Source organism: Pseudomonas syringae (genome assembly GCF_002157375.1).
Lineage (GTDB): Bacteria > Pseudomonadota > Gammaproteobacteria > Pseudomonadales > Pseudomonadaceae > Aquipseudomonas > Aquipseudomonas syringae_T.
In genome coordinates this window covers 280,097-300,508 of record NZ_MTSA01000005.1, presented here as the reverse complement: position 1 = coordinate 300,508, position 20,412 = coordinate 280,097, and the positions used below count along the sequence as shown (strand labels likewise).

Here is a 20,412-nt window from a genome sequence, read left to right as displayed (position 1 = left end):
GGACTGGCGAGCGGCCAGAAGAGTTTCAAGAATCAGACGGCTTGCGTGGCTTCTTGGCAGCAGGTTTGGCAGGTGCGTCAGAGGCAGCGCCGGGCGTTGGTTTAGGCTTCGGTGCTGGCTTGGGAGCCGCCTTTGCAGCAGGCTTGGCTTTCGGTGCTGCAGCGGGCTTGGCCGCAGGTGCCGACTTCGCCACAGGCTTGGCAGCGCCCTTCGCAGGGGCCTTGGCGCTGTCCACTTCAGGCAACTTGGGCTTGCTCGATTTGCGCACGGTGGACTTGTTAGGCGCCAGTGCTTCCGCTTCCGCCAGCTTGCGCGCCATTTCCCAGTGACGCTCATCGTGGCCGGAAGGTTTACCCTCCGACTCCCAGATCTGATAGGCGAAATCGCGAATTCTTTTTTCGTCTGCACTCATGTCGAGACTCCCAGCTATTACGTAGTTTGAATAAGCAAATTGACGGAAAAACTTTCCAGCGCCGCAGTGAGCGGTATTTCCCGATCATTCATCACGACAACGTCAGAAAAGAGCCCCTTCCAGTGAGTACCGGAATCGGCAAACGGCACCACAATCCGCGTGTCGCCCCAATTGGCAGCATTAATCAATGGAGTTTGTGCAGTACCCAATAGTTCACTGCTTATGCGTGGGACTACGATGATTGCGCGCACTCCTTGCGTCTCTCGGGCAAACGCCATCACCTGATCGGCGTGGCTGCCCTTTATCTCAAGAGGGATGTAACGCCCCTTGCTGAACAGCGTCGGGTGACTGGCCCGCAGGTTCAGTACCTTCGCGATCAAGGCCTGTTTGATTCGGCCATCCTGCCAATGCTCCAACAGCTCGGCTGCGCTGGCTTCGTCTGCCAGCGATGCCTGCCGGGCCGCGTAATCCACCGGGCGCCGGTTGTCCGGATCGACCAGGCTGAAATCCCAATACTCGGTGCCTTGATACAAGTCCGGGACACCCGGTGCTGTCAAGCGTAGCAAGGTTTGCGCCAGGCTATTGAGCGCACCGGCGGTGGCGATGCGGTTGGCCGTTGCACTCAACGACTGACGAAGCCCCAGCGCTTCAGGCGCAAGCAACAGCCGTTGCAAAAACTCGCGGCAGGCTGTTTCGTAAGCCTGGTTCGGGGCGCTCCAGCTGCTGTGCAGTTTCGCTTCGCGCAGGGCTTTTTCCTGCCACTGAACCATGCGCTTTGCATAGCTTTCGTGGGCTTCTTCGCCGTCGAGATTCAATGGCCAGCTGCCCAGAAGCGCCTGGTAGAGCATGAGTTCGTCGCCTGCGCTGATCGAGGGTTCATCACCCTTGAGCGGCACGGCCAGTTGTCTCCAGCGCTCGACCTGTTCGGCATACCACGGAGCGCACTCGCTCAGCACCGCAAGGCGGGTGCGAGTGTCCTCACCGCGTTTATGGTCGTGGGTCGCTGTGGTCAGCAGGTTGTCGGGGAATTTTTCCAGGCGCTCCAGACAGACGTTATGAAACTCATCAACCGGCGCGCTGAAATGCTGCGGATGGAAGCCGACATCGTTACGCGACAGCAGCACCGCAGAACGGTAGAACGAGGTGTCTTCAACCGACTTGGCCGCGACAGGCGAGGTCAGTTGCTGGAACCGCACGCAGGCGTTCTTGTACAGCTTGCGCAGATGACCGCGCGGCAGTTTGCGCCACGACTCTCCACCCAGCCAGCGTGCCAGATAATCGAGCACCGGCCAGTCGCCTTCATTCAGGGTAGTGCGAGCACCTTCCATTGCTTGCTGGAAGTAGTGGTCATCTTGTTCAGAGCGGCCGCACACCGATATGTAGGTGCGATAGATCGGGAAGTTCACCACCAGCGCCAGCAAGGCGCGGCGAATCGCACCCAGTGTCAGGTCTCGGCTCATCAGGTCGCTGCGTGCGACCTGCAGCAGGGATTGCGCAACGTTCTCGAAGTCGCCTGCCAGCGTGCCATGCAGCACCAGATCCCGGGCAACCAGTACTTCCTGATCAAAGTCGGCGGTGCGTTCGGACAGACGACTCCACAGCTCGCCCAGTGGCTCTTTGCCCTTGGGGTCGTGTTGCAGCAGCGAGACTTGATTCATGAACTCGTAACCGGTCGTGCCGTCGACGCTCCAGTCTTCGCGCAGCGGTTCGTCAGGCCCGAGGATTTTTTCGACGAAGATCGGCAAGTGCTCGATCTGCGCTTCGGCAGGGCGTTGCTTCAACAGGCTCTTGACCCGGCGGTGCAGCTTGCGGCCATAGCCGCGCGGGTTGGCCAGCCCGTCGATGTGGTCGATACGCAGCCCATCGACCAGGCCGTCGGCGACCAGTTGAAAGATCTTGCCGTGGGTGGCTTCGAATACTTGCGGGCGCTCTACGCGCAGTCCGCCCAATTCATTGATGTCGAAAAAGCGCCGCCAGTTGATGTCGTCACCGGCGGTGCGCCAGCTGGCGAGGCGGTAATGCTGACGCTCCAGCAATTGATGCAGACGCTGGAAGCCCTCAGGCTGGCTGGAGTCAAACCGCGCAAGGATGTGCTCGATGGCTTTGAGTATCTGCGGGTCATTTGCCAGTTCGGCCAATTCGGCTTTGGCTTGGCGCGCGCGTTCATAGGCTTGTGGGTATTGAGCCAGTGCAGTGAAACGCTGGTTCATTTCCTTCAGTTGCGGGTGGTCCACCGCCTCAAGCAACGCATCGTAGGTCAACGGGCAGACCGGGAAATGGTGCTGATAGTGCTCGATATAAAACGAGCCCTGCTCGGCGTTGAAGCGCAGCGGAATTTCTCCGGCCTGCAGCACCGTGCCGTAGTCACTGCTCAGAAACGGCAGCAGCAATTGTCCTTCCAGCAATGGGTCCGGCGAATTCCACTGGATGTCGAAGAAGTCTGCGTACGGGCTGCGACGTCCCCACTCCAGCAGGTCCAGCCACCACGGGTTGTCGGCACCGCCAACGGCCATGTGGTTGGAGACGATGTCGAGGATCAGCCCCATGCCGTGTGTACGCAGGGTCGCGACCAGGCGCAACAGGGCGGGTTCGCCGCCCAGTTCCGGGTTGATCACCGTCGGGTCGACAACGTCATAGCCGTGCATCGAGCCGGCACGTGCCTTGAGCAACGGCGACGCATAAATATGGCTGATACCGAGACTGGCGAAATACGGCACCAACGGCACCGCATCATCCAGGGTGAAATCCTTGTGAAATTGCAGACGCTGGGTCGCGCGCAAAGGCTGTAGTGGACGATTCATTGGTCACGCTCCGCAGCTTGCAGCCGGGATTGGGACAGCAATTCCAGTCGTCGAGCAGCATTCGGGTTATCGAGCAAAGAGGCCGCATGGCCGGGAAGGCGCCTGCGCCAGTTAGGGTGGCTGTCGATGGTGCCAGGCAGATTGGCCTGTTCTTCGACGCCCAGCGCATCTTCCATCGGCAGCAATACCAAAGGCGCGCGGGTATGACCAATGTAGCGAATGCTCGCATCAATGATCTGATCCGGCGCTTCGCTGTCCGCTGGCAGGCTGTCGGAGTTCTGGCTCAACGCGCGGCGCAGGCTCTGGGATTCGCGCAGGCGCTCTTCACGCCATTGCGACTCGTGCTGTTCATCAATGTGGCCCAGTCGGGCATTCCATTCGATGTCCAACTCGCTGAGCCAGCCCGCCAGCGTCGGCAGGTCATGCGTACTGGTGGTGGCAAGCGCCTGATCGGACCAGTCGAGAACCGGTTTGAACTGGCCGTTGTTTTGTTCGAACAACAGCACGCGCATGCCCAGAATGGCCCGTGCGCTGAGTTTTTCACTGAGGCCTTCAGGCACCGTGCCCAAGTCTTCACCCAGCACAATTGCCTTGTGCCGCCACGATTCGAGGCTCAGCAGACGGAGCATGTCGTCCAGTGGGAAATTCAGGTAAGCGCCTTCGCTGGGAGGCGAACCCTGCGGGATGACCCACAGACGTTGCAGGCCCATCACGTGGTCGATACGCAAGCCGCCGGCATGAGCGAAATTGGCACGCAGCATCTCGATGAATGCCCGGAAACCATTGCGCTTGAGTCCATCAGGCGAGAAGGCAGAGATTCCCCAGCTTTGTCCGGCGCGGTTGAGGATATCGGGTGGGGCGCCGACCGTCAGGGCCGACAGCAATTCGTCCTGACGACTCCAGGCCTGGCTCCCGGCACCGTCGGCACCCACTGCCAGATCGGCGATCAGGCCGATGCGCATTCCGCTGCTGCGCGCAGCCACCTGCGCGCGCTCCAGGCCTCGTGCAATCAGCCACTGGGCGAATGCGTGAAAGCTGATCTGTTCGCCGTGCGCTTTGGCAAAATCGGCCACAGCGTTACTGCGCGGGTCCTTGAAATGCTCCGGCCATTCATGCCAGTTGTCGCTGATCGCCAGCGTCGCGGACTCCGCACGCAGCGCCTCGAAGCGGCAGTGATTTTCCAGCGCTTCGCCGCCGCTGTGGCGGAAGCTGTTGAAGTCTTCGTGCAAGGGGTGAGCACTGGCACTGAACACTTCATACAGCGCGTGAAGCGCTTTCCATTTGGCCTCGGCTGCGGCTGGCCATTCGATCAGCGGCACTGACTCCAGACGCTTTATCTCTTCGCCAACCCCCGCGTCCTCGATAGCCTGGCGCCAGGCCCGTTCGCCGAGAATGGCGCCAGGGGAGGCGTACAGGCTGTTGAGGAACAACCGGCTGGACGGTGAATACGGGCTGTAGCGGTGCGGATCATTGGCGAACATCGCATGGATCGGGCTGATGCCCAGCGCGTCAGCACCGCGCTCGCCGGCAGAGCGCACAAGCGTTTCCAGCGCTTCGGTGTCACCGAAACCACCGTCGCCGTCGCGGCGCAGGCTGTACAACTGAGCCGTCAGGCCCCAGCCGCGCGGCGTCGCTGCCTGGGTGGCCATGGCCATGCTGAAGCAGGTTTTCGGTGCGACGGCGATGGTCAGGTGCTGTCCGGCAATGTCCAGCTGTTGATAGCCCGGAGGCGCAAGCGCAGGCAACTCGCCATTTGCCGTCAGTTTTGCGTCCAGTGAAGAGCCGTCTTCAAGGTGCAGGGTGAAAGGCGTTTCCGGTGCAAACCATTCCGACAGATTCAGGTTGCTGTCCTGGTCCACCGTCAGCAGTGGCGGGGCACTGGTGCCATGACTGGCGTTTTGCAAACGTTGCAGGCTGGCGTCAATGGCCTCGCCACTTTCAGCCGGATAGCCCAGCGCATCAAGCACTTTGCGCAGCACGTCAGGGCTGACGGTCTGTGGACGAGCGTTGGCGTCCACCCAATGCACCGACAAACCGGCCTCGGTCGCAAGCCTCTCCAGTTGCTCATTGTTCATCCTGTTCCTCCAGAACATCACTTGCTTTCAGGCTGACAACGGCCGTGTAAGGATTGAGGATGCCTGACGAGGAAAGTTCGGACGATTTGCCGGCGCTGGAGAAAATCACCCGGGCCTCTTTGGAACGCGGCGCGGTAACGGCGTTTTCGCTGAGGTTCAGGTCGATGCACAGCACGCTGCCATCGCCCAGCGTCCAGCGTGCGCTGACCGCCTTGTCGCCCACCACGCGGGTGTCCAGGAAGCGTGCGCCGGGCAGCCGGGGGATGATTTCCTGGTGGCGCAGGGCCAATAGCCGGGTGTAGAAATCGACCCAGTGACGGTGATCCAGTCCTTTGTCGGTTTCCAGGTCCACTGCCGCAAAAGCAGGGCGTGACGCCTCGAAGGTCTTGATGTCGTTAGGGTCTGGAATATGCTCGCGCTTTTCCGGGTCCGCAAACGCTGCAAAGTCGGCAAACTCCTTGCGACGGCCTTCACGTACCGCATCGGCCAGTTCGCCGTGATGGCTGGTAAAGAACAGGAAAGGCTCGCTCGCCGCCCACTCGTCACCCATGAACATCAGCGGAATCATGGGCGAAAGCAACAGCAGGGTGGTGGCCGCCTTGAGTGCGGCGGGCGAGCAGAGCTGTGGCAGGCGCTCACCTAATGCCCGGTTGCCAATCTGATCATGGTTCTGAAGAAACAGCACAAAGGCACTTGGCGGAAGATGACCGCTGGGCTCGCCCCGGGTATGCCCGTGACGAGTCGCTTCGCCCTGATAGACAAAACCCTCGCTGAGCAGACGTGCAAGTTTCTGCGTCGGCTCTTTCGCAAAATCCGAATAATAGGCGTCGGTTTCGCCGGTCAGCAGTACGTGCAGAGTGTTGTGCCCGTCATCGTCCCACTGCGCATCAAAACCTTTGTCGAGCAGGCTAGCCTGATTGAATTCGTTTTCCAGGTTCAGCCAGACGTGTCTAGACGGTTCGATCTGCGCACGCACGCGGGTTGCGAATTCGGGCAGGAAGGTCTCGTCGCGAATGGCATGAACGGCGTCCATACGCAGCCCGTCGATACGGTATTCGAGCAGCCACATCAGTGCGTTGTCGACGAAAAAGTCGCGCACCTGCGGGCGACGGAAATCAATGGCGTCGCCCCACGGTGTGTGCAGGTCGCTGCGGAAAAACTCTTTGGCGTAACTGCCCAGGTAATTGCCGTCCGGACCAAAGTGGTTGTACACCACGTCCAGAATCACCATGAGGCCCAGGCCGTGAGCGGTGTCGATCAGGTGTTTGAGTTGTTCAGGCGTGCCATACGATGATTGCGGCGCGTAGTGAAGAACGCCGTCATAGCCCCAGTTGCGATCACCGGGGAATTGCGCCAGTGGCATCAGTTCTATGGCAGTGATGCCCAGTGCAGCGAGGCGGGGCAGGTGTTTCTCGACGCCGGCGTAACCGCCCATTGCACCGACATGCAGCTCGTAGATAACGGCCTCATGCCAAGCGCGGCCTTTCCAGGCGGTGTGTTGCCACGAATAAGCGTTGGGGTCGACGACGAGGCTCTGGGAATGAACATCGTCGACCTGCGCACGCGATGCCGGGTCTGGCACCTCAAGCTTTCCATCAATGTTAAAGCGGTACCGCGTACCCGCCTTGCAGGGAGCTTCCAGAACAAACCAGCCTTCCGGCTTCTGCTGCATGGCCAGAGACTGACCGTCCTGCAATTCAACGCTTACATGTGAGGCATCCGGCGCCCAGAGGGCAAACCGGGTGTTTTCCGAGTTCAACAAAAGGGCGCCGTGGCGCCAGTTCTCTTCTGTACGCGGGGGCATCCGTTGATCCTTAACCTAGTAGTTGCTGGAAATACTCACGTTTTTCTTCAACAGGTCACGATAAAGCTCTGCGTAGGGCTCCACGGCCTGGCGCCAGTTGAAGGGTGCAGCCATCGCGCGGCAGCGCATGGCGTTGAGCAGTTCGGGGTATTTGAAGACGTGAAAGGCGCGATTCAGAGCGCCGATGTAGCTTTCAACCGTCGATTCGTTAAACAGAAAGCCGGTGACACCGTCTTCAATCGTGTCCGCCAGGCCGCCCGTGTTCCGCGCGACGGGCAACGAGCCAAAGCGCTGGGCGTACATCTGGCTGAGCCCGCAAGGTTCGTAGCGGGAAGGCATCAGCAGAAAATCGCTGCCGGCAAACATGCGTCGTGCATCGGTTTCATTGAAGCCGATGCGCACGCTGATACGTCCCGGGAAGCGGGCAGCCAGCTCGCGCATTGCCTCTTCTTCCTCTGGCTCGCCCTGACCGATGATCGCAATCTGCCCGCCATTGTTGACGATGTGCTCGGCAACTCCGATGGTCAGGTCCAGGCCCTTCTGGAAAACAAGCCGTGAAACCACTGCAAACAATGGGCCTGAAGAGGCGTCCAGTTCGAACAGTTCGCGAACGTAGTCAGCATTGATTTCCTTGCGGGTCCATTCGTTGGGCGCAAAGTGGCAGATCAGGTGTTCGTCGGTCGCGGCATCCCAGCTTTCATCGATCCCGTTGGGAATCCCGCTGAGCTGACCCTTGTCGGCCTTGCTTTGCAGAAAGCCTTCGAGGCCACAGCCGAATTCAGGCGTGGTGATCTCATGGGCGTAGGTGGCGCTGACGGTGGTGATATGGCTGGCGAACGCCATGCCGGCCTTGATGAACGACAGCTGGCCGTAGAATTCCATGCCTTCAGGGGTGATCGCTTCATCAGGAATGCCCAGTTCACGGCTCGAAGCGGTGCTCACTGTTCCCTGATAGGCCAGATTGTGAATAGTGAAAATGCTTGGCGTTGCCTGCCCGCGCCAGCGCATGTAGGCGGGCGCAAGGCCGGCCGGCCAGTCATGGGCGTGTATCAGCTCCGGGCACCACTGGCTTTTCACTTCACCGGCCGCGAACTCTGCAGCCGCCAGGCCCAGGCGCGCGAAACGAATGTGGTTGTCTGCCCAGTCGCGACCTGTGCTGTCGGCGTAAGGCGTGCCTTCGCGCTCGTACAGTTCCGGGCAGATCAGCACGTAAATCACAAGGCCGTCTTTCATGTCCATGCGACCCACCTTGCACGGTGGCAGCGCGGCATGTCCGCCCAGCTGGCTGATGATATGAATCGGGTTGCCACTGTTGATGACTTGCGGATAGCCAGGAATCAGTACGCGCACGTCATGTAAGTGGCGCATGGCCCGCGGCAATGCAGCAGACACATCACCCAGCCCACCGGTTTTCACCAGGTCAGCCAGCTCCGATGTCACGAAAAGCACTTTACGTCTGTTGACCTGAGACAAGGTCGGTTGAACAGGCGAGGCAGGCAACTGCAGCGATGGAAGGCTGCTGGCAGTAAAAATAGGCAGATGAGTCAGCTCGCCAACCGGCTGGTTAAAACTCTCTCCCTTCTGGGTTTTGACAGCGGCGCTAATCATCGATCTTTCCCCTTAAACAGTCTTGGTGCATCACTTTGATTTTTATTGGCCATTTCCTATGGCCGGGTACACATACGTACACTACGCAAGATCAATACCCGTTTCGATCATGCGTAGTGACAAAGCGGCGTGATGTCGCCATAACCGGATGTCAGCCAATAGCATAGATGCTCTATTCACCTGACAGGGCCGTTTTGGAGAAGTTTCGACTTTTTTATCCGAGAATGTCTGGAACGGGCTTTGTGGCCGACGCGGAAGGCGTGCTGCAAGAGGCGGCCCGAGGGGCGCTGCGCACTTTAAGGGCAGAATCCCGGGCCGGCAGCAGGCATGACCGGTCGTCGGATCGTTCGACAATTACCGTGGGCCGGGTCGTTTTCGGTGCATGCCTTCAGCGGAAGAAAGGCCGAATGAGCATGGTCGGTGCGTCGCGCCTTTTCTGAGTGCGTCTGGCGGTAAATCTCTGGGGTTTGTGAGAGGTTTCCTACGCCTGTGTTGGAACATTTAAGGTCCGGGCAGGATAGAATCGGCCAGACCTGTCAGCCATTGAGCTTGTGTTGATACATCGCCTTTTGACTGATTTTACTGATTCACCCTGATCGAATTGACGAGGATGGAAATGGAAGCCCCCGAGGTACTGGTACTGCAAGCAAGTTACACAAATCCCGTACACGCGGAAGCGATCGGGTTTGTGTTGAACGAATATTCGATGGATGTCATGGGTACGGGGCGGCCTCTGTCGAGCGACACCCGGCAACAGTTGGCCATAGAACTCGCCAAGCGCCCGCATGCTTTCAGCGTGCTGGCTTTCATTTCCGGAGAGCCTGTGGGGCTGGTCAATTGTTTTGAAGGTTTTTCAACCTTTACCTGCCGTCCCTTGGTCAATATTCACGACGTTGCGGTCATCTCGCAATACCGGGGGTTGGGCATCAGCCAGAAGATGTTGCTCAAGGTTGAGGAAATTGCGCGTCAGCGGGGTTGCTGCAAATTGACGCTGGAGGTCCTGGAAGGTAACGAAGTTGCCCAGGGTGCCTACAGAAAGCTCGGCTTTGACAATTATCAGTTGAACCCGGAAATGGGCCGTGCAATGTTCTGGCAAAAGTCGCTTTAGCCATTGCCGTCGCATGAACTGCATGGCATGAGAATAGAGGGCTGCGGCGGCGTTTTCTTCAAGGGGAAGGGCGGGGGCGTTTAAAGCAGGTCAGGCGGGCAAGCCAGCGTATCGAGGCTTGCCGCGGTGCGGTTTGAATCGCAATGCAACTGTGGTCAGGCGTGAATCATTGCGCCGGGCGCGGACAGTTGGGATTGCTGTAGCATCATGTTCAAGTGGGCGACCTTTCGCTGAAGCTGATCGCGCTCTTCTTTCAGTAAACGCAACTCGTCGCGACGGATCGTGACATACAGGGTTTGTGGTGCAACTGCTGGCAGTAAAGTACCCATTGCTCACCTCGCAAATGGCGGATTCAACCTCAGAGAGGTCCGTGGCAATGACTTTCGATCCGTGAGCGTCGCTGCTTACCCTCTCTATCGGCACCGATTTTGATTTCTTTTGCATGATTTTGGAACTTTTTTCTTTTTAATTGTCGCGAATGTTTCTTGATCACGACAAAATGCACCAACGGAGGGCGTTATCGTCTTCGCCGTTCCTTCAAGGGAACCGACGTTCCGCCTCGCTTGACTAACCAGCATGCTCACATTCTGTCGATGCGCTGTACGGCAGGTGAGGCACCTTTTTATGATTTGGGAGCACCTTCATGCAACTTGGGATTATTGGGCTGGGCCGCATGGGCGGCAATATTGCGCGGCGTCTGATGCTGGACGGCCACACTACCGTGGTGTACGACCGTGATGAGGCATCACGCAGCGCCCTGGCCAATGACGGGGCCACTGCTGTCGCTGACCTGGCCGAACTGGTCGGCGCGCTCGACAAGCCCCGTGCGATCTGGGTAATGCTCCCTGCTGGCGCTCCCACCGAAGACACCATTCAGGCCCTCAGCCAGTTGCTTGAAGCCGACGATGTGATCATTGACGGCGGCAACACCTTCTACAAAGACGATATCCGTCGTGCGCAGGAACTCACCGAAAAAGGCCTGCACTACGTCGATGTCGGCACCTCCGGCGGCGTCTGGGGGCTTGAACGCGGTTATTGCATGATGATCGGTGGCGAAGATGCCGTTGTTCGGCGTCTGGACCCGCTGTTCGCAACACTGGCGCCGGGCCTGGGTTCAATCGAGCGTACCAAGGGGCGAGTCTCGGAAGATGACCGTGCGGAGCGTGGTTACATTCACTCAGGCCCTGCCGGGTCCGGTCACTTCGTGAAGATGATTCACAATGGCATCGAGTACGGGATGATGCAGGCCTTTGCCGAAGGCTTCGATCTTCTCAAGCAGAAGAACTCCGAACACCTGCCATCCGAGCAGCGCTTTGACCTCAACACCGCGGACATTGCCGAAGTATGGCGTCGTGGCAGTGTGGTTTCGTCCTGGCTGCTGGACCTGACCGCCGATGCGCTGGCAACGGATCCGCAACTGGATGCGTTCTCCGGTTCGGTTGCCGACAGTGGTGAAGGGCGCTGGACCATCGAGGCTGCCATCGAGCAGGCCGTGCCGGTCCCGGTGCTGTCCAGTGCCTTGTTTGCGCGCTTCCGTTCTCGTCAGACCAGTTCGTATGCAGACAAGATGCTGTCCGCCATGCGCTTCGGATTCGGTGGCCACAAGGAACCCAAGTAATGGGCCTGTCGCGGGGCACCGCCGAGCACCAGCCTGAAGTGGCGCCGCCCACGACCCTGTTTCTGTTCGGGGCGCACGGCGATCTGGTAAAGCGGCTGCTGATGCCGGCGCTTTATAACCTGTCACGCGACGGCCTGGTCGATGAAGGCCTGCACATTGTCGGCGTCGATCACAACGCGATCAGCGACGCCGATTTTGCGAAAAAACTCGAGAATTTCATTCGCGACGAAGCGGCCGGCAAGGTCGCCGAGGGTGGCAAGGACCCGCTCGACCCCGCGCTCTGGAGCAAACTGGCCGAGCGTATCAGCTACGTGCAGGGCGACTTTCTTGATGATTCGACGTATCAGGATATCGCCAGCAAGATCGAGAGCACGGGCACCGCGAATGCGGTGTTCTACCTCGCTACCGCACCTCGCTTTTTCAGTGAAGTCGCTCAGCGTCTGGGCTCTTCGGGTCTGCTGCAGGAAACCGATGGCGGGTTTCGCCGTGTCGTCATAGAAAAACCGTTCGGCTCGGACCTTGCCAGTGCGGTCGAACTCAATGGCTGCCTGCTCAAAGTCATGAGCGAGAAACAGATCTACCGAATCGATCACTATCTGGGCAAAGAGACGGTGCAGAACATTCTGGTCAGCCGTTTCTCCAACGGTCTTTTCGAATCGTTCTGGAACAACCATTACATCGACCACGTGCAGATCACTGCGGCTGAAACAGTCGGTGTCGAGACGCGCGGCAGTTTTTACGAACACACCGGGGCGCTGCGTGACATGGTGCCCAATCACCTGTTCCAGTTGCTGGCGATGGTTGCGATGGAGCCTCCGGCAGCATTCGGCGCCGACGCCGTTCGTGGCGAAAAAGCCAAAGTGGTCGGCGCAATTCGGCCCTGGAGCGAGGAAGAAGCGCTGGCCAATTCGGTGCGTGGCCAATATGCCAAAGGCCAGATGAGTGACAAGGACGTTACCGGCTACCGTCAGGAAGACCGGGTGGCGCCTGACAGCACCACGGAAACCTACGTCGCGCTCAAAGTCATGGTCGACAACTGGCGTTGGGTGGGTGTGCCGTTCTACCTGCGGACAGGCAAGCGCATGAGTGCCCGCAGCACCGAGATTGCCATCTGCTTCAAGCCGGCACCCTACGCGCAATTTCGTGACACAGAAGTAGACCGGCTCAAACCCAACTACCTGCGCATCCAGATCCAGCCAAATGAGGGGATGTGGTTCGACCTGTTCGCGAAGCGCCCCGGCCCTACGCTGGACATGGAAGATATCGCACTGGGTTTCGCCTACAAGGATTTCTTCGAAATGCAGCCCTCAACTGGCTATGAAACCCTTATCTATGACTGCCTGACCGGTGATCAGACGCTGTTCCAGCGTGCCGACAACATCGAGAACGGCTGGCGTGCGGTGCAACCGTTTCTCGACGCCTGGGCGAAGCAACCCGATGTGCAGTTGTACGAGGCTGGCAAAGACGGACCCGTTGCCGGGGAAGAGCTGTTGACCCGCGATGGACGCGAATGGAGGGCGCTCAATGTCTGAAGCATCTTCGTTACCCGTGCAATTTCTGATGTCCGACATTGATGGCACCTTGTTACGCCATGACCATAGCCTGAGCCAGGCCAACATCGACGCGATCGGGCGTCTGCGCGAAGCGGGCATCCATTTCACGCTGGCCAGCAGTCGCCCGCCAAGGGCGATGCGCCAGTTCATCGAGGCGCTGGGCGTCGATCTGCCGACCGTGGCGTTCAATGGCGGCACCATCACTCACCCCGACGGCAGCCTGCTTGCGGCGCATCGCATTGATCCAGCTGCGGTCAGGACCTGTCTTGAGCTGTTCAAAGGGCAGAATGTCGGCATCTGGGTGTTCGCCGATGATCAATGGCTGTTGCTCGACCCTGAAGCCGATTACGTCGATCATGAGCGCGATGCGCTCGGGTACGATTACGTTAAGGTCGAAAGCTTTGAGCCTTATCTGGATCGCGTAGACAAAATCGTTGCGGCCAGCGCCGACTTTGAACTGCTCAAGACCCTGGAGTCCCGGCTCAACCCGCAGATAGAAGGGCTGGCCCTGGCTGCACGCTCGCAAAAGTACTATCTGGACGTGACGGCGCTGGACGCCAACAAGGGCTCGGCGCTCGTGGCGCTGGCGGAGTACCTCGGGGTAGACCTTTCACGCACGGCGGCCATTGGCGACGGCGGCAATGATGTGGCGATGTTTCACAAGGCCGGTGTGTCGATTGCAATGGGGCAGGGTGGGCAGACAGTCAAGGGACAGGCTGACCATGTTACTGATAGCAATGAGCAGGACGGTGTTGCCAACGCCATCGAACGTTACATTCTGCCAGCCTGAACGCGCCGTGTACCGGCTGCCAGCGGCAGGAATGGCGGTGGCCGGGCCGTAACGAACCATCATCAAGACGGGCCTTTCTGAATGGCTGCACTGATCGAAGACTACGCGTTGCTGGGCAACTGTCAGACGGCGGCGCTGGTCGCCCGTGACGGTTCGCTGGACTGGCTATGTTTCCCCCGTTTCGACTCCACTGCCTGTTTTGCCGCCCTGCTGGGCAGCGAGGATCATGGTCGCTGGAAGATCGCACCCACCGCCGAGGTGACGTCCGTAGAGCGGCGCTACCGCGAAGGCACCCTGATTCTGGAAACCCTTTTCGAGACCTGCGACGGTCGCGCAATGCTGATCGATTTCATGCCCATGAACACCAGCGGCCATGTGGTGCGAATCGTGGTCGGGTTGAGCGGGCAGGTCGAGTTCGGTGTGGATCTGGCCATCCGCTTCGATTACGGCAGCAATGTGCCGTGGGTCGAAAAAAGGGATGCGCACACATTGACCGCAGTGGCCGGGCCGGAAATGCTGGTGCTGCGCAGCCCGGTCGCCTTGCACCCGCAGGATCACCATACCGCCAGCCATTTTCATGTCAGCGAAGGTGAACGCAAGGTGTTTACCCTGGCGTATCAGCCATCCTTCGAGCCTTTGTGTGCCGGTATCGATGCCGAGCAGGCGCTGGAGACCACTGAAGTCTACTGGCGCGAGTTTTCTGACCGGTGCCCTGACGTAGGGCAGTGGACGCCCCAGGTCAAACGGTCGTTGATCACCCTCAAGGCCATGACCTACGCGCCTACCGGCGGCATTGTCGCGGCAGTGACCACGTCATTGCCGGAGCAACTGGGCGGTGAGCGCAATTGGGATTACCGTTATTGCTGGCTGCGCGACGCCACCATGACCCTGCTGGCCTTCATGAATCTGGGCTATTTCGAGGAGGCTACGGCCTGGCGCGACTGGCTGTTACGGTCGGTGGCGGGTAATCCTGAGCAGATACAGATCATGTATGGCGTGGGCGGTGAGCGCCGCCTGCAGGAATACGAATTACCGTGGCTGACGGGCTATGAACATTCGCTGCCAGTGCGGGTTGGCAATGGTGCGGCCAATCAGGTTCAACTGGACGTGTACGGTGAAGTTGCGGACGCCATGATCCAGGCGCTGAGAAGCGGCATGACGCCGCACCCGCGCAGCGTGGCGATTTCCAAAGTGGTCATGCCCTATCTCGAAAAGATCTGGCACTTGCCAGACGCCGGGATCTGGGAGATTCGTTCCGAGCCACGTCATTTCACCCATTCGAAAGTCATGGCCTGGGTGGCGTTCGACCGCAACGCCACTCAAATCGCCCAAGCTGCCGAAGACGATGAAGATCGTGCGCTGGCGAACCATTACCGCAAGGTGGCGGATGAGATTCATGCCGATGTCTGCCGCAAGGGGTTCGATGCCGAGCTGGGCAGTTTTGTGCAAACCTACGGTGCAAAAGAAGTTGACGCCAGCTTGTTGCAGATCGTCTTGACCGGGTTTCTGCCGCCCGAGGATCCGCGTGTGGTCGGGACCGTCGCGCAAATCGAGCGCACGTTGATGCAGGACGGTCTGCTATTGCGTTATGACAATGAGCGCAGCGTTGATGGCGTGGCGGGCCGTGAAGGCACGTTCCTGGTGTGTTCGTTCTGGTTGGCGGATGCTTACGTGCTGTTGGGCCGGGCCGATGATGCTGCGCGGCTGTTCGAGCGGCTGTGCGGGCTGTGCAATGACGTAGGGCTGTTGGCGGAGCAATATGATCCCAAGGGTGGCCGCATGCTGGGCAATTTCCCTCAGGCGTTCAGTCATATCGGGATCATCAACACCGCACTGAATCTGCACCGGGTTGTGTGCCCTGCGCTTGCGCGGACTTCGGGAGCGCTCGAAAGCGTTTGATCAGTTATCCGCGCCGGCCTTGCGAAAGGTCAGGTTGATACGCTGTTCACCCAGCAGTGGGTGAGCAGCCTGTCTGATCGGCAGAATGCCGTGAAAGCGCAGGCGATCTTCGCCACCCCAGACCACCACATCCCCATGAAACAGCGAGATACGTTGAGCCTTGTCGCTGCGCTGCAGCCCACCAAACTGGAACGTTGCCGGGATGCCCAGTGACACGGATACCACGGGCCATCGGTGGTCGTGTTCATCCTTGTCCTGATGCAGAGACATCTTTGCGCCGGGGACATAGCGATTGATCAGGCAGGCGTCAGGCGTGAACCCTGGATAGCCTGCGGCCAGTGCGGCACGTTGTGCCAGCTGCATAAAAGCGTCCGGCATTGCCGGCCACTGTTGCCCGGTCTGCGGGTCTGTTTCGCTGTAGCGATAGCCATGACGGTCGGTAATCCAGCCCAACTGCCCGCAACTGCTCAACGCAGCGGACATGCTCAGGCCGCCGGGTGTCAGCATGTGGCGAAAGGGGGCGAGGCCAACGGTGGTTTGAAGGTCCGCCAGCAACCGGGCGATGACGGGCAGCGCGAAACCCCGGAACAGCCATGAACCGGGGCCTATCTGTTCGTCGCTGCAGGGCTGCGGCACTGCGTCGGCAAACAGGTCGAAATTGGCAGGTGTGTCACCTTTGCGCTGCATGGTCAACTCGGGTAGCGGTGAGCGTCAAAGTGCCTTGCTGACCTTCACGTCGGTAATCTGATCGTCACTCTGACCGTGCATTTTCTTCAATGCGGCCTCTGCCTCTTCGACAGAAGCCGATTGCAGTTGGGCAAATTCAAAGCGACGTTCGCCGTTGAGCTTGTAGCTGACAGCAAATTTGGTGGTGCGTGGTGCTGGATTGTTCACAGTGACTCCTTGCATCATCCCAGTCGTGAGGTCGAGCGCCGGACAATTTTGATCTTGTGAGTGAAAGCCGGTTTGCGCCCGGCGTTGGTGTCCACCTTGCGACCTGCGGTGTCGATGGTAATGTTCCAGAACCCTGTGCTGGGCGCTGCGATCTTCGCTGGGAATGTGTCGAATGCGCCGCCATGGTAGGTGTGTCGGCCACCATTCTTGAAGCTGCGAAAATTCGCGTCGTTCATCAGGCGAATATTACAGGTCTGAGAGCACTCGATAACGACCAGGTCGTCCTCGTTGAGATGCTCACGCTGGTGTACGAATTTCATGACGGGCTCCGAAGCAGGGGTTTTTCTGAAAAATCAAAACGATAGCATGTGACGCCCTTGATTTGACGTATGCAGCGACTAATTTGCCGTGTTTCTCGTAAAAAGTGTCCTTCTCGGGATTTAATTGCGCACAGGCTTGTCGTAGGACCTTTATTCGGAGGCTTTGTATGAAACTGGCAGCTGTAGTAGTCCTGGCTCTGGCAATGACTGGCTGTGCCACGGTGAATGACATCGAGCATACACTCCCCACCATGAGCGTGATGTCGGGCAAGAACCCTCAGGAGTATGCGGAATGCTTCGCCAGCAAGATCAGCAGCAGCCGCAAGCCGCCACTGATAGAGCCCCGTCACGACGGTTTGCGGATCATTGTGGCGCAGAAGCTCAGCAAGTCCCCGGCGGCGGTCGTTGATGTCGAAACCCGCTCGGGCGGCAGTACGATCAAGGTTTACGAGCGCCTGTCCAACGTCCCTATTCGTTTCCGGGACGTTCAGAATGCTGCCGAGGCCTGCATTTCAGGCTGATCGCCGGTACACGAATCACGTCACCCCGTTCTGTCCGGACGGGGCGACAGGCGTGAATTATTTGCAGACCACCAGCACGCTGCGGCTTTTGTAATTGCCGACATCCACGCCAAGGGTCTTGTCACGTTCAGCAGGCTGCGGCGTTCCGTCCGTTCCCACAATTTCGTAACCAGTGCCCGCGCAGGATGCATCGGCTTTTTCGTAGCAACTGGCCCAGGACATGGCTTCGCCTGAGCAATCGATGCTCAGTCCCTGTTTTCCGTTCTTCAGGTAGGTGTTTGAGGCGGTCGCGCAGCCGGTGAGGCCCAGCACAGCAATAATGGACAGAAGTCTGATCATGGTTTTCGCTTCAGGATAAGTTCAGAGAATTAACGAATGTGAGCGTTGGACTGAAAGCGGGTGCCATCGTTCCGCCATGTTTTTACAATGCTGTATCGCCTTTGTACACAAGGGGGCGGTGTTCTGAGGCATGTGGAAATGCTCTGTTTTACGGGCTGTTTCCCTCGGGCAATGCGCGCGATATGCAAGAAAGTGCGGAACTATCTGGCTGTGTATTCCTCTATGATGGCATTGGACGGCCCGTGGCGGGTCATTGTAAGGTGGCCGCCGCCTGATTAGACTGGCTCGTTAACACCATCAGCCCTTACCAAGGACTTTTATGATCAAGAAATGCTTGTTCCCAGCAGCCGGTTACGGCACTCGCTTCCTCCCGGCGACCAAGGCCATGCCCAAGGAAATGCTGCCGGTGGTCAACAAGCCACTGATCCAATACGGTGTTGAAGAAGCACTCGCGGCTGGCCTGACTGAAATCTCCATCGTGACTGGCCGCGGCAAGCGCTCTCTTGAAGATCACTTTGACATCAGCTACGAGCTTGAGCATCAGATCAAGGGCACTGACAAGGAGAAATACCTGGTCGGCATTCGCAAGCTGATCGACGAGTGCAGCTTCTCCTACACGCGTCAGACCGAAATGAAGGGCTTGGGTCACGCCATTCTCAGCGGTCGTCCTTTGATCGGCAACGAAGCGTTCGCCGTGGTGCTGGCCGATGACTTGTGCGTCAACCTTGAAGGCGACGGCGTGCTGGCGCAGATGGTCAAACTGCACAAGCATTATGGCTGCTCGATCATTGCCATTCAGGAAGTCGATCCGTCGGAAACCAACAAGTATGGCGTGATCGCTGGTGAAGAGATCAAACCAGGCTTGTTCCGCGTGACCGACATGGTCGAAAAGCCGAAGCCTGAAGATGCACCTTCTAACCTGGCGATCATTGGTCGCTACATCCTGACGCCGGACATCTTCGAGAAAATCGAACAGACCGAGCCAGGCAAGGGCGGCGAGATCCAGATCACCGACGCTCTGATGAAACAGGCTGCGGAAGGTAATGTGCTGGCTTACAAATTCAAGGGCACGCGTTTCGACTGCGGCGGTGCTGAAGGGTATATCGAGGCGACCAACTTCTGCTTCGAGCATTTCTACAAGTCTGGCAAAGCGCATTGATTATTGATTGATGACGTTTCGGACAAAGCCACCTTCGGGTGGCTTTGTCATTTCTGCCAGACCGCCAAGCGGTTATGCTGTGCCTCTGCCTAGGAGATATCAATGGCCTTCGATTTTGATCTGTTTGTAATTGGTGCGGGTTCGGGTGGTGTCAGGGCGGCACGCTTTGCAGCCGGGTTCGGCGCGCGTGTGGCGGTGGCCGAAAGTCGTTATCTGGGCGGCACCTGCGTCAATGTGGGGTGTGTGCCCAAGAAGCTGCTGGTGTACGGCGCGCATTTTTCCGAGGACTTCGATCATGCCAAAGGATTTGGCTGGTCGCTGGGCAAGGCGAGTTTCGACTGGTCTACGTTGATTGCCAACAAGGACCGTGAGATCAATCGTCTCAACGGTATCTATCGCAAGCTGCTGGTCGACAGCGGTGTCACGCTCCTGGAGGGGCACGCCCGGATCGTCGGCCCGCAGCAGGTCGAGATCAACGGTCGGACTCACAGCGCCGAGCGCATCCTGATTGCGACGGGTGGCTGGCCGCAAGTGCCTGACGTGCCTGGGCGCGAGCATGCGATCACTTCCAACGAGGCGTTCTACCTCAAGACGCTGCCAAAGCGGGTTGTGGTGGTCGGCGGTGGCTATATAGCCGTGGAGTTTGCCTCGATTTTCAACGGCTTGGGCGCCGATACCACGCTGGTCTATCGAGGCGAGCTGTTTCTGCGCGGTTTCGATGGCGGTGTGCGTACCCATCTTCATGAGGAGCTGCTTAAGCGCCACATGACGATCCGCTTCAACAGCGACATCGAGCGCATCGACAAGCAGGTTGATGGCAGTCTGCTACTCTCCATGAGGGGGGGCGGTACGATCGAGACTGATTGTGTGTTCTATGCGACGGGTCGTCGGCCGATGCTCGATAACCTCGGGTTGGAGAACGTTGACGTCAAGCTTGATGAGCATGGCTACATCAAGGTCGATGAGCATTATCACACCAGCGAGCCGTCCATTCTGGCTCTCGGCGACGTTATCGGAGGCGTGCAACTGACCCCGGTGGCGCTGGCGGAAGGCATGGCGGTTGCGCGTCGCCTGTTCAAGCCGGAGCAGTATCGACCGGTGGACTACAATCACATTCCGACGGCGGTCTTCAGTCTGCCGAACATCGGCACTGTGGGGTTGACCGAGGAAGATGCGATCAAGGCGGGTCATGACGTGCAGGTTTTCGAGAGCCGCTTTCGGCCCATGAAGCTGACGCTGACCGATGATCAGGAGCGCACCTTGATGAAGCTGGTTGTGGATGCGAAAACCGACCGTGTGCTGGGCTGCCATATGGTGGGGCCGGACGCCGGGGAAATCGTGCAGAGCCTGGCAATCGCCATCAAGGCGGGCGCGACCAAACAGGTGTTCGACGACACCATCGGTGTGCATCCGACCGCGGCAGAAGAGTTCGTGACCATGCGTACGCCCGCCAGGCGCTAAACGGTGCATACCCGGCGCTCAGGATGGGCGCCGGGGTTAACGCTTGAGAG

Annotated in this window: 18 protein-coding genes; 8 read left to right on the top strand and 10 right to left on the bottom strand. The window is 58.8% G+C overall.

Going from position 1 to position 20,412, the window contains the following annotated elements; all coding sequences use genetic code 11:
• Positions 1-25: 25 nt before the first annotated feature.
• The 5 genes from BW686_RS08410 to glgA are packed head-to-tail and all read right to left on the bottom strand — an operon-like array spanning position 26 to position 8,700.
• Positions 26-412 (bottom strand): DUF2934 domain-containing protein, encoded by a 387-nt coding sequence (locus tag BW686_RS08410; RefSeq protein WP_084915871.1) that lies wholly within the window; start codon positions 410-412, stop codon positions 26-28.
• Between the two features lie 17 nt (positions 413-429).
• Positions 430-3,213 carry a malto-oligosyltrehalose synthase gene (locus tag BW686_RS08405; protein WP_084915870.1) on the bottom strand — a complete coding sequence of 928 codons (2,784 nt, stop codon included), beginning with the start codon at positions 3,211-3,213 and terminating at the stop codon, positions 430-432.
• Positions 3,210-5,288: a 4-alpha-glucanotransferase gene (gene malQ, locus BW686_RS08400; RefSeq protein WP_084915869.1), complete on the bottom strand. Its 2,079-nt coding sequence runs from the start codon at positions 5,286-5,288 to the stop codon at positions 3,210-3,212. The genes BW686_RS08405 and malQ overlap by 4 nt, the downstream gene beginning before the upstream one ends.
• Positions 5,278-7,092 carry a malto-oligosyltrehalose trehalohydrolase gene (gene treZ, locus BW686_RS08395; protein ID WP_084915868.1) on the bottom strand — a complete coding sequence of 605 codons (1,815 nt, stop codon included), beginning with the start codon at positions 7,090-7,092 and terminating at the stop codon, positions 5,278-5,280. The genes malQ and treZ overlap by 11 nt, the downstream gene beginning before the upstream one ends.
• A 15-nt stretch (positions 7,093-7,107) precedes the next feature.
• Positions 7,108-8,700, bottom strand: coding sequence for a glycogen synthase GlgA (gene glgA, locus BW686_RS08390; RefSeq protein WP_084915867.1), 1,593 nt, complete (start codon positions 8,698-8,700; stop codon positions 7,108-7,110).
• 616 nt (positions 8,701-9,316) lie between these two features.
• Between glgA and BW686_RS08385 the strand changes: the two genes are divergently transcribed.
• Positions 9,317-9,808 carry a GNAT family N-acetyltransferase gene (locus BW686_RS08385; RefSeq protein ID WP_084915934.1) on the top strand — a complete coding sequence of 164 codons (492 nt, stop codon included), beginning with the start codon at positions 9,317-9,319 and terminating at the stop codon, positions 9,806-9,808.
• 155 nt (positions 9,809-9,963) lie between these two features.
• Here BW686_RS08385 and BW686_RS08380 read toward each other — a convergent pair whose 3' ends face one another.
• Positions 9,964-10,137, bottom strand: a complete 174-nt coding sequence (locus BW686_RS08380) for a DUF6026 family protein (RefSeq protein WP_084915866.1) — start codon at positions 10,135-10,137, stop codon at positions 9,964-9,966.
• A 314-nt stretch (positions 10,138-10,451) separates the two neighbouring features.
• Here BW686_RS08380 and gnd point away from each other — a divergent pair, with 314 nt between their 5' ends.
• From gnd to BW686_RS08360, 4 genes are all read left to right on the top strand, one after another.
• Complete coding sequence (gnd, locus tag BW686_RS08375) at positions 10,452-11,426, top strand: phosphogluconate dehydrogenase (NAD(+)-dependent, decarboxylating) (RefSeq protein WP_084915865.1); 975 nt, start codon at positions 10,452-10,454, stop codon at positions 11,424-11,426.
• Complete coding sequence (gene zwf / locus BW686_RS08370) at positions 11,426-12,958, top strand: glucose-6-phosphate dehydrogenase (RefSeq protein ID WP_084915864.1); 1,533 nt, start codon at positions 11,426-11,428, stop codon at positions 12,956-12,958. Before gnd ends, zwf begins: the two co-directional genes overlap by 1 nt.
• Positions 12,951-13,769 carry a Cof-type HAD-IIB family hydrolase gene (locus tag BW686_RS08365; protein WP_084915863.1) on the top strand — a complete coding sequence of 273 codons (819 nt, stop codon included), beginning with the start codon at positions 12,951-12,953 and terminating at the stop codon, positions 13,767-13,769. The genes zwf and BW686_RS08365 overlap by 8 nt, the downstream gene beginning before the upstream one ends.
• 81 nt (positions 13,770-13,850) lie before the next feature.
• A complete protein-coding gene (locus BW686_RS08360; RefSeq protein ID WP_084915862.1) occupies positions 13,851-15,668 on the top strand; it encodes a glycoside hydrolase family 15 protein in 1,818 nt (605 codons plus the stop codon).
• Here BW686_RS08360 and alkB read toward each other — a convergent pair whose 3' ends face one another.
• From alkB to BW686_RS08345, 3 genes are read right to left on the bottom strand one after another with little or no spacing between them, the layout of a single operon-like run.
• Positions 15,669-16,355, bottom strand: coding sequence for a DNA oxidative demethylase AlkB (alkB, locus tag BW686_RS08355; RefSeq protein WP_084915861.1), 687 nt, complete (start codon positions 16,353-16,355; stop codon positions 15,669-15,671).
• Positions 16,356-16,379: 24 nt separating this feature from the next.
• On the bottom strand, positions 16,380-16,562 hold the full coding sequence (locus BW686_RS08350) for a hypothetical protein (RefSeq protein WP_084915860.1): 183 nt from the start codon (positions 16,560-16,562) through the stop codon (positions 16,380-16,382).
• A gap of 14 nt (positions 16,563-16,576) precedes the next feature.
• Positions 16,577-16,882 carry a DUF1883 domain-containing protein gene (locus BW686_RS08345; RefSeq protein WP_084915859.1) on the bottom strand — a complete coding sequence of 102 codons (306 nt, stop codon included), beginning with the start codon at positions 16,880-16,882 and terminating at the stop codon, positions 16,577-16,579.
• A 167-nt stretch (positions 16,883-17,049) separates the two neighbouring features.
• Between BW686_RS08345 and BW686_RS08340 the strand changes: the two genes are divergently transcribed.
• Entirely contained in the window at positions 17,050-17,403 is a 354-nt protein-coding gene (locus BW686_RS08340; RefSeq protein ID WP_084915858.1) for a hypothetical protein, read from the top strand.
• 57 nt (positions 17,404-17,460) lie between these two features.
• Here BW686_RS08340 and BW686_RS08335 read toward each other — a convergent pair whose 3' ends face one another.
• The gene (locus tag BW686_RS08335) at positions 17,461-17,742 is read right to left on the bottom strand and encodes a hypothetical protein (protein ID WP_084915857.1); all 282 of its coding nucleotides are present in this window, start codon (positions 17,740-17,742) and stop codon (positions 17,461-17,463) included.
• Positions 17,743-18,061: 319 nt separating this feature from the next.
• On the opposite strand from BW686_RS08335, the gene galU reads away from it, so the two are divergent.
• Together galU and gorA are read left to right on the top strand one after the other, a co-directional pair.
• Positions 18,062-18,901 (top strand): UTP--glucose-1-phosphate uridylyltransferase GalU, encoded by an 840-nt coding sequence (gene galU, locus BW686_RS08330; protein ID WP_024650365.1) that lies wholly within the window; start codon positions 18,062-18,064, stop codon positions 18,899-18,901.
• A gap of 102 nt (positions 18,902-19,003) precedes the next feature.
• Positions 19,004-20,362: a glutathione-disulfide reductase gene (gene gorA / locus BW686_RS08325; RefSeq protein ID WP_084915856.1), complete on the top strand. Its 1,359-nt coding sequence runs from the start codon at positions 19,004-19,006 to the stop codon at positions 20,360-20,362.
• Positions 20,363-20,412 lie beyond the last annotated feature (50 nt).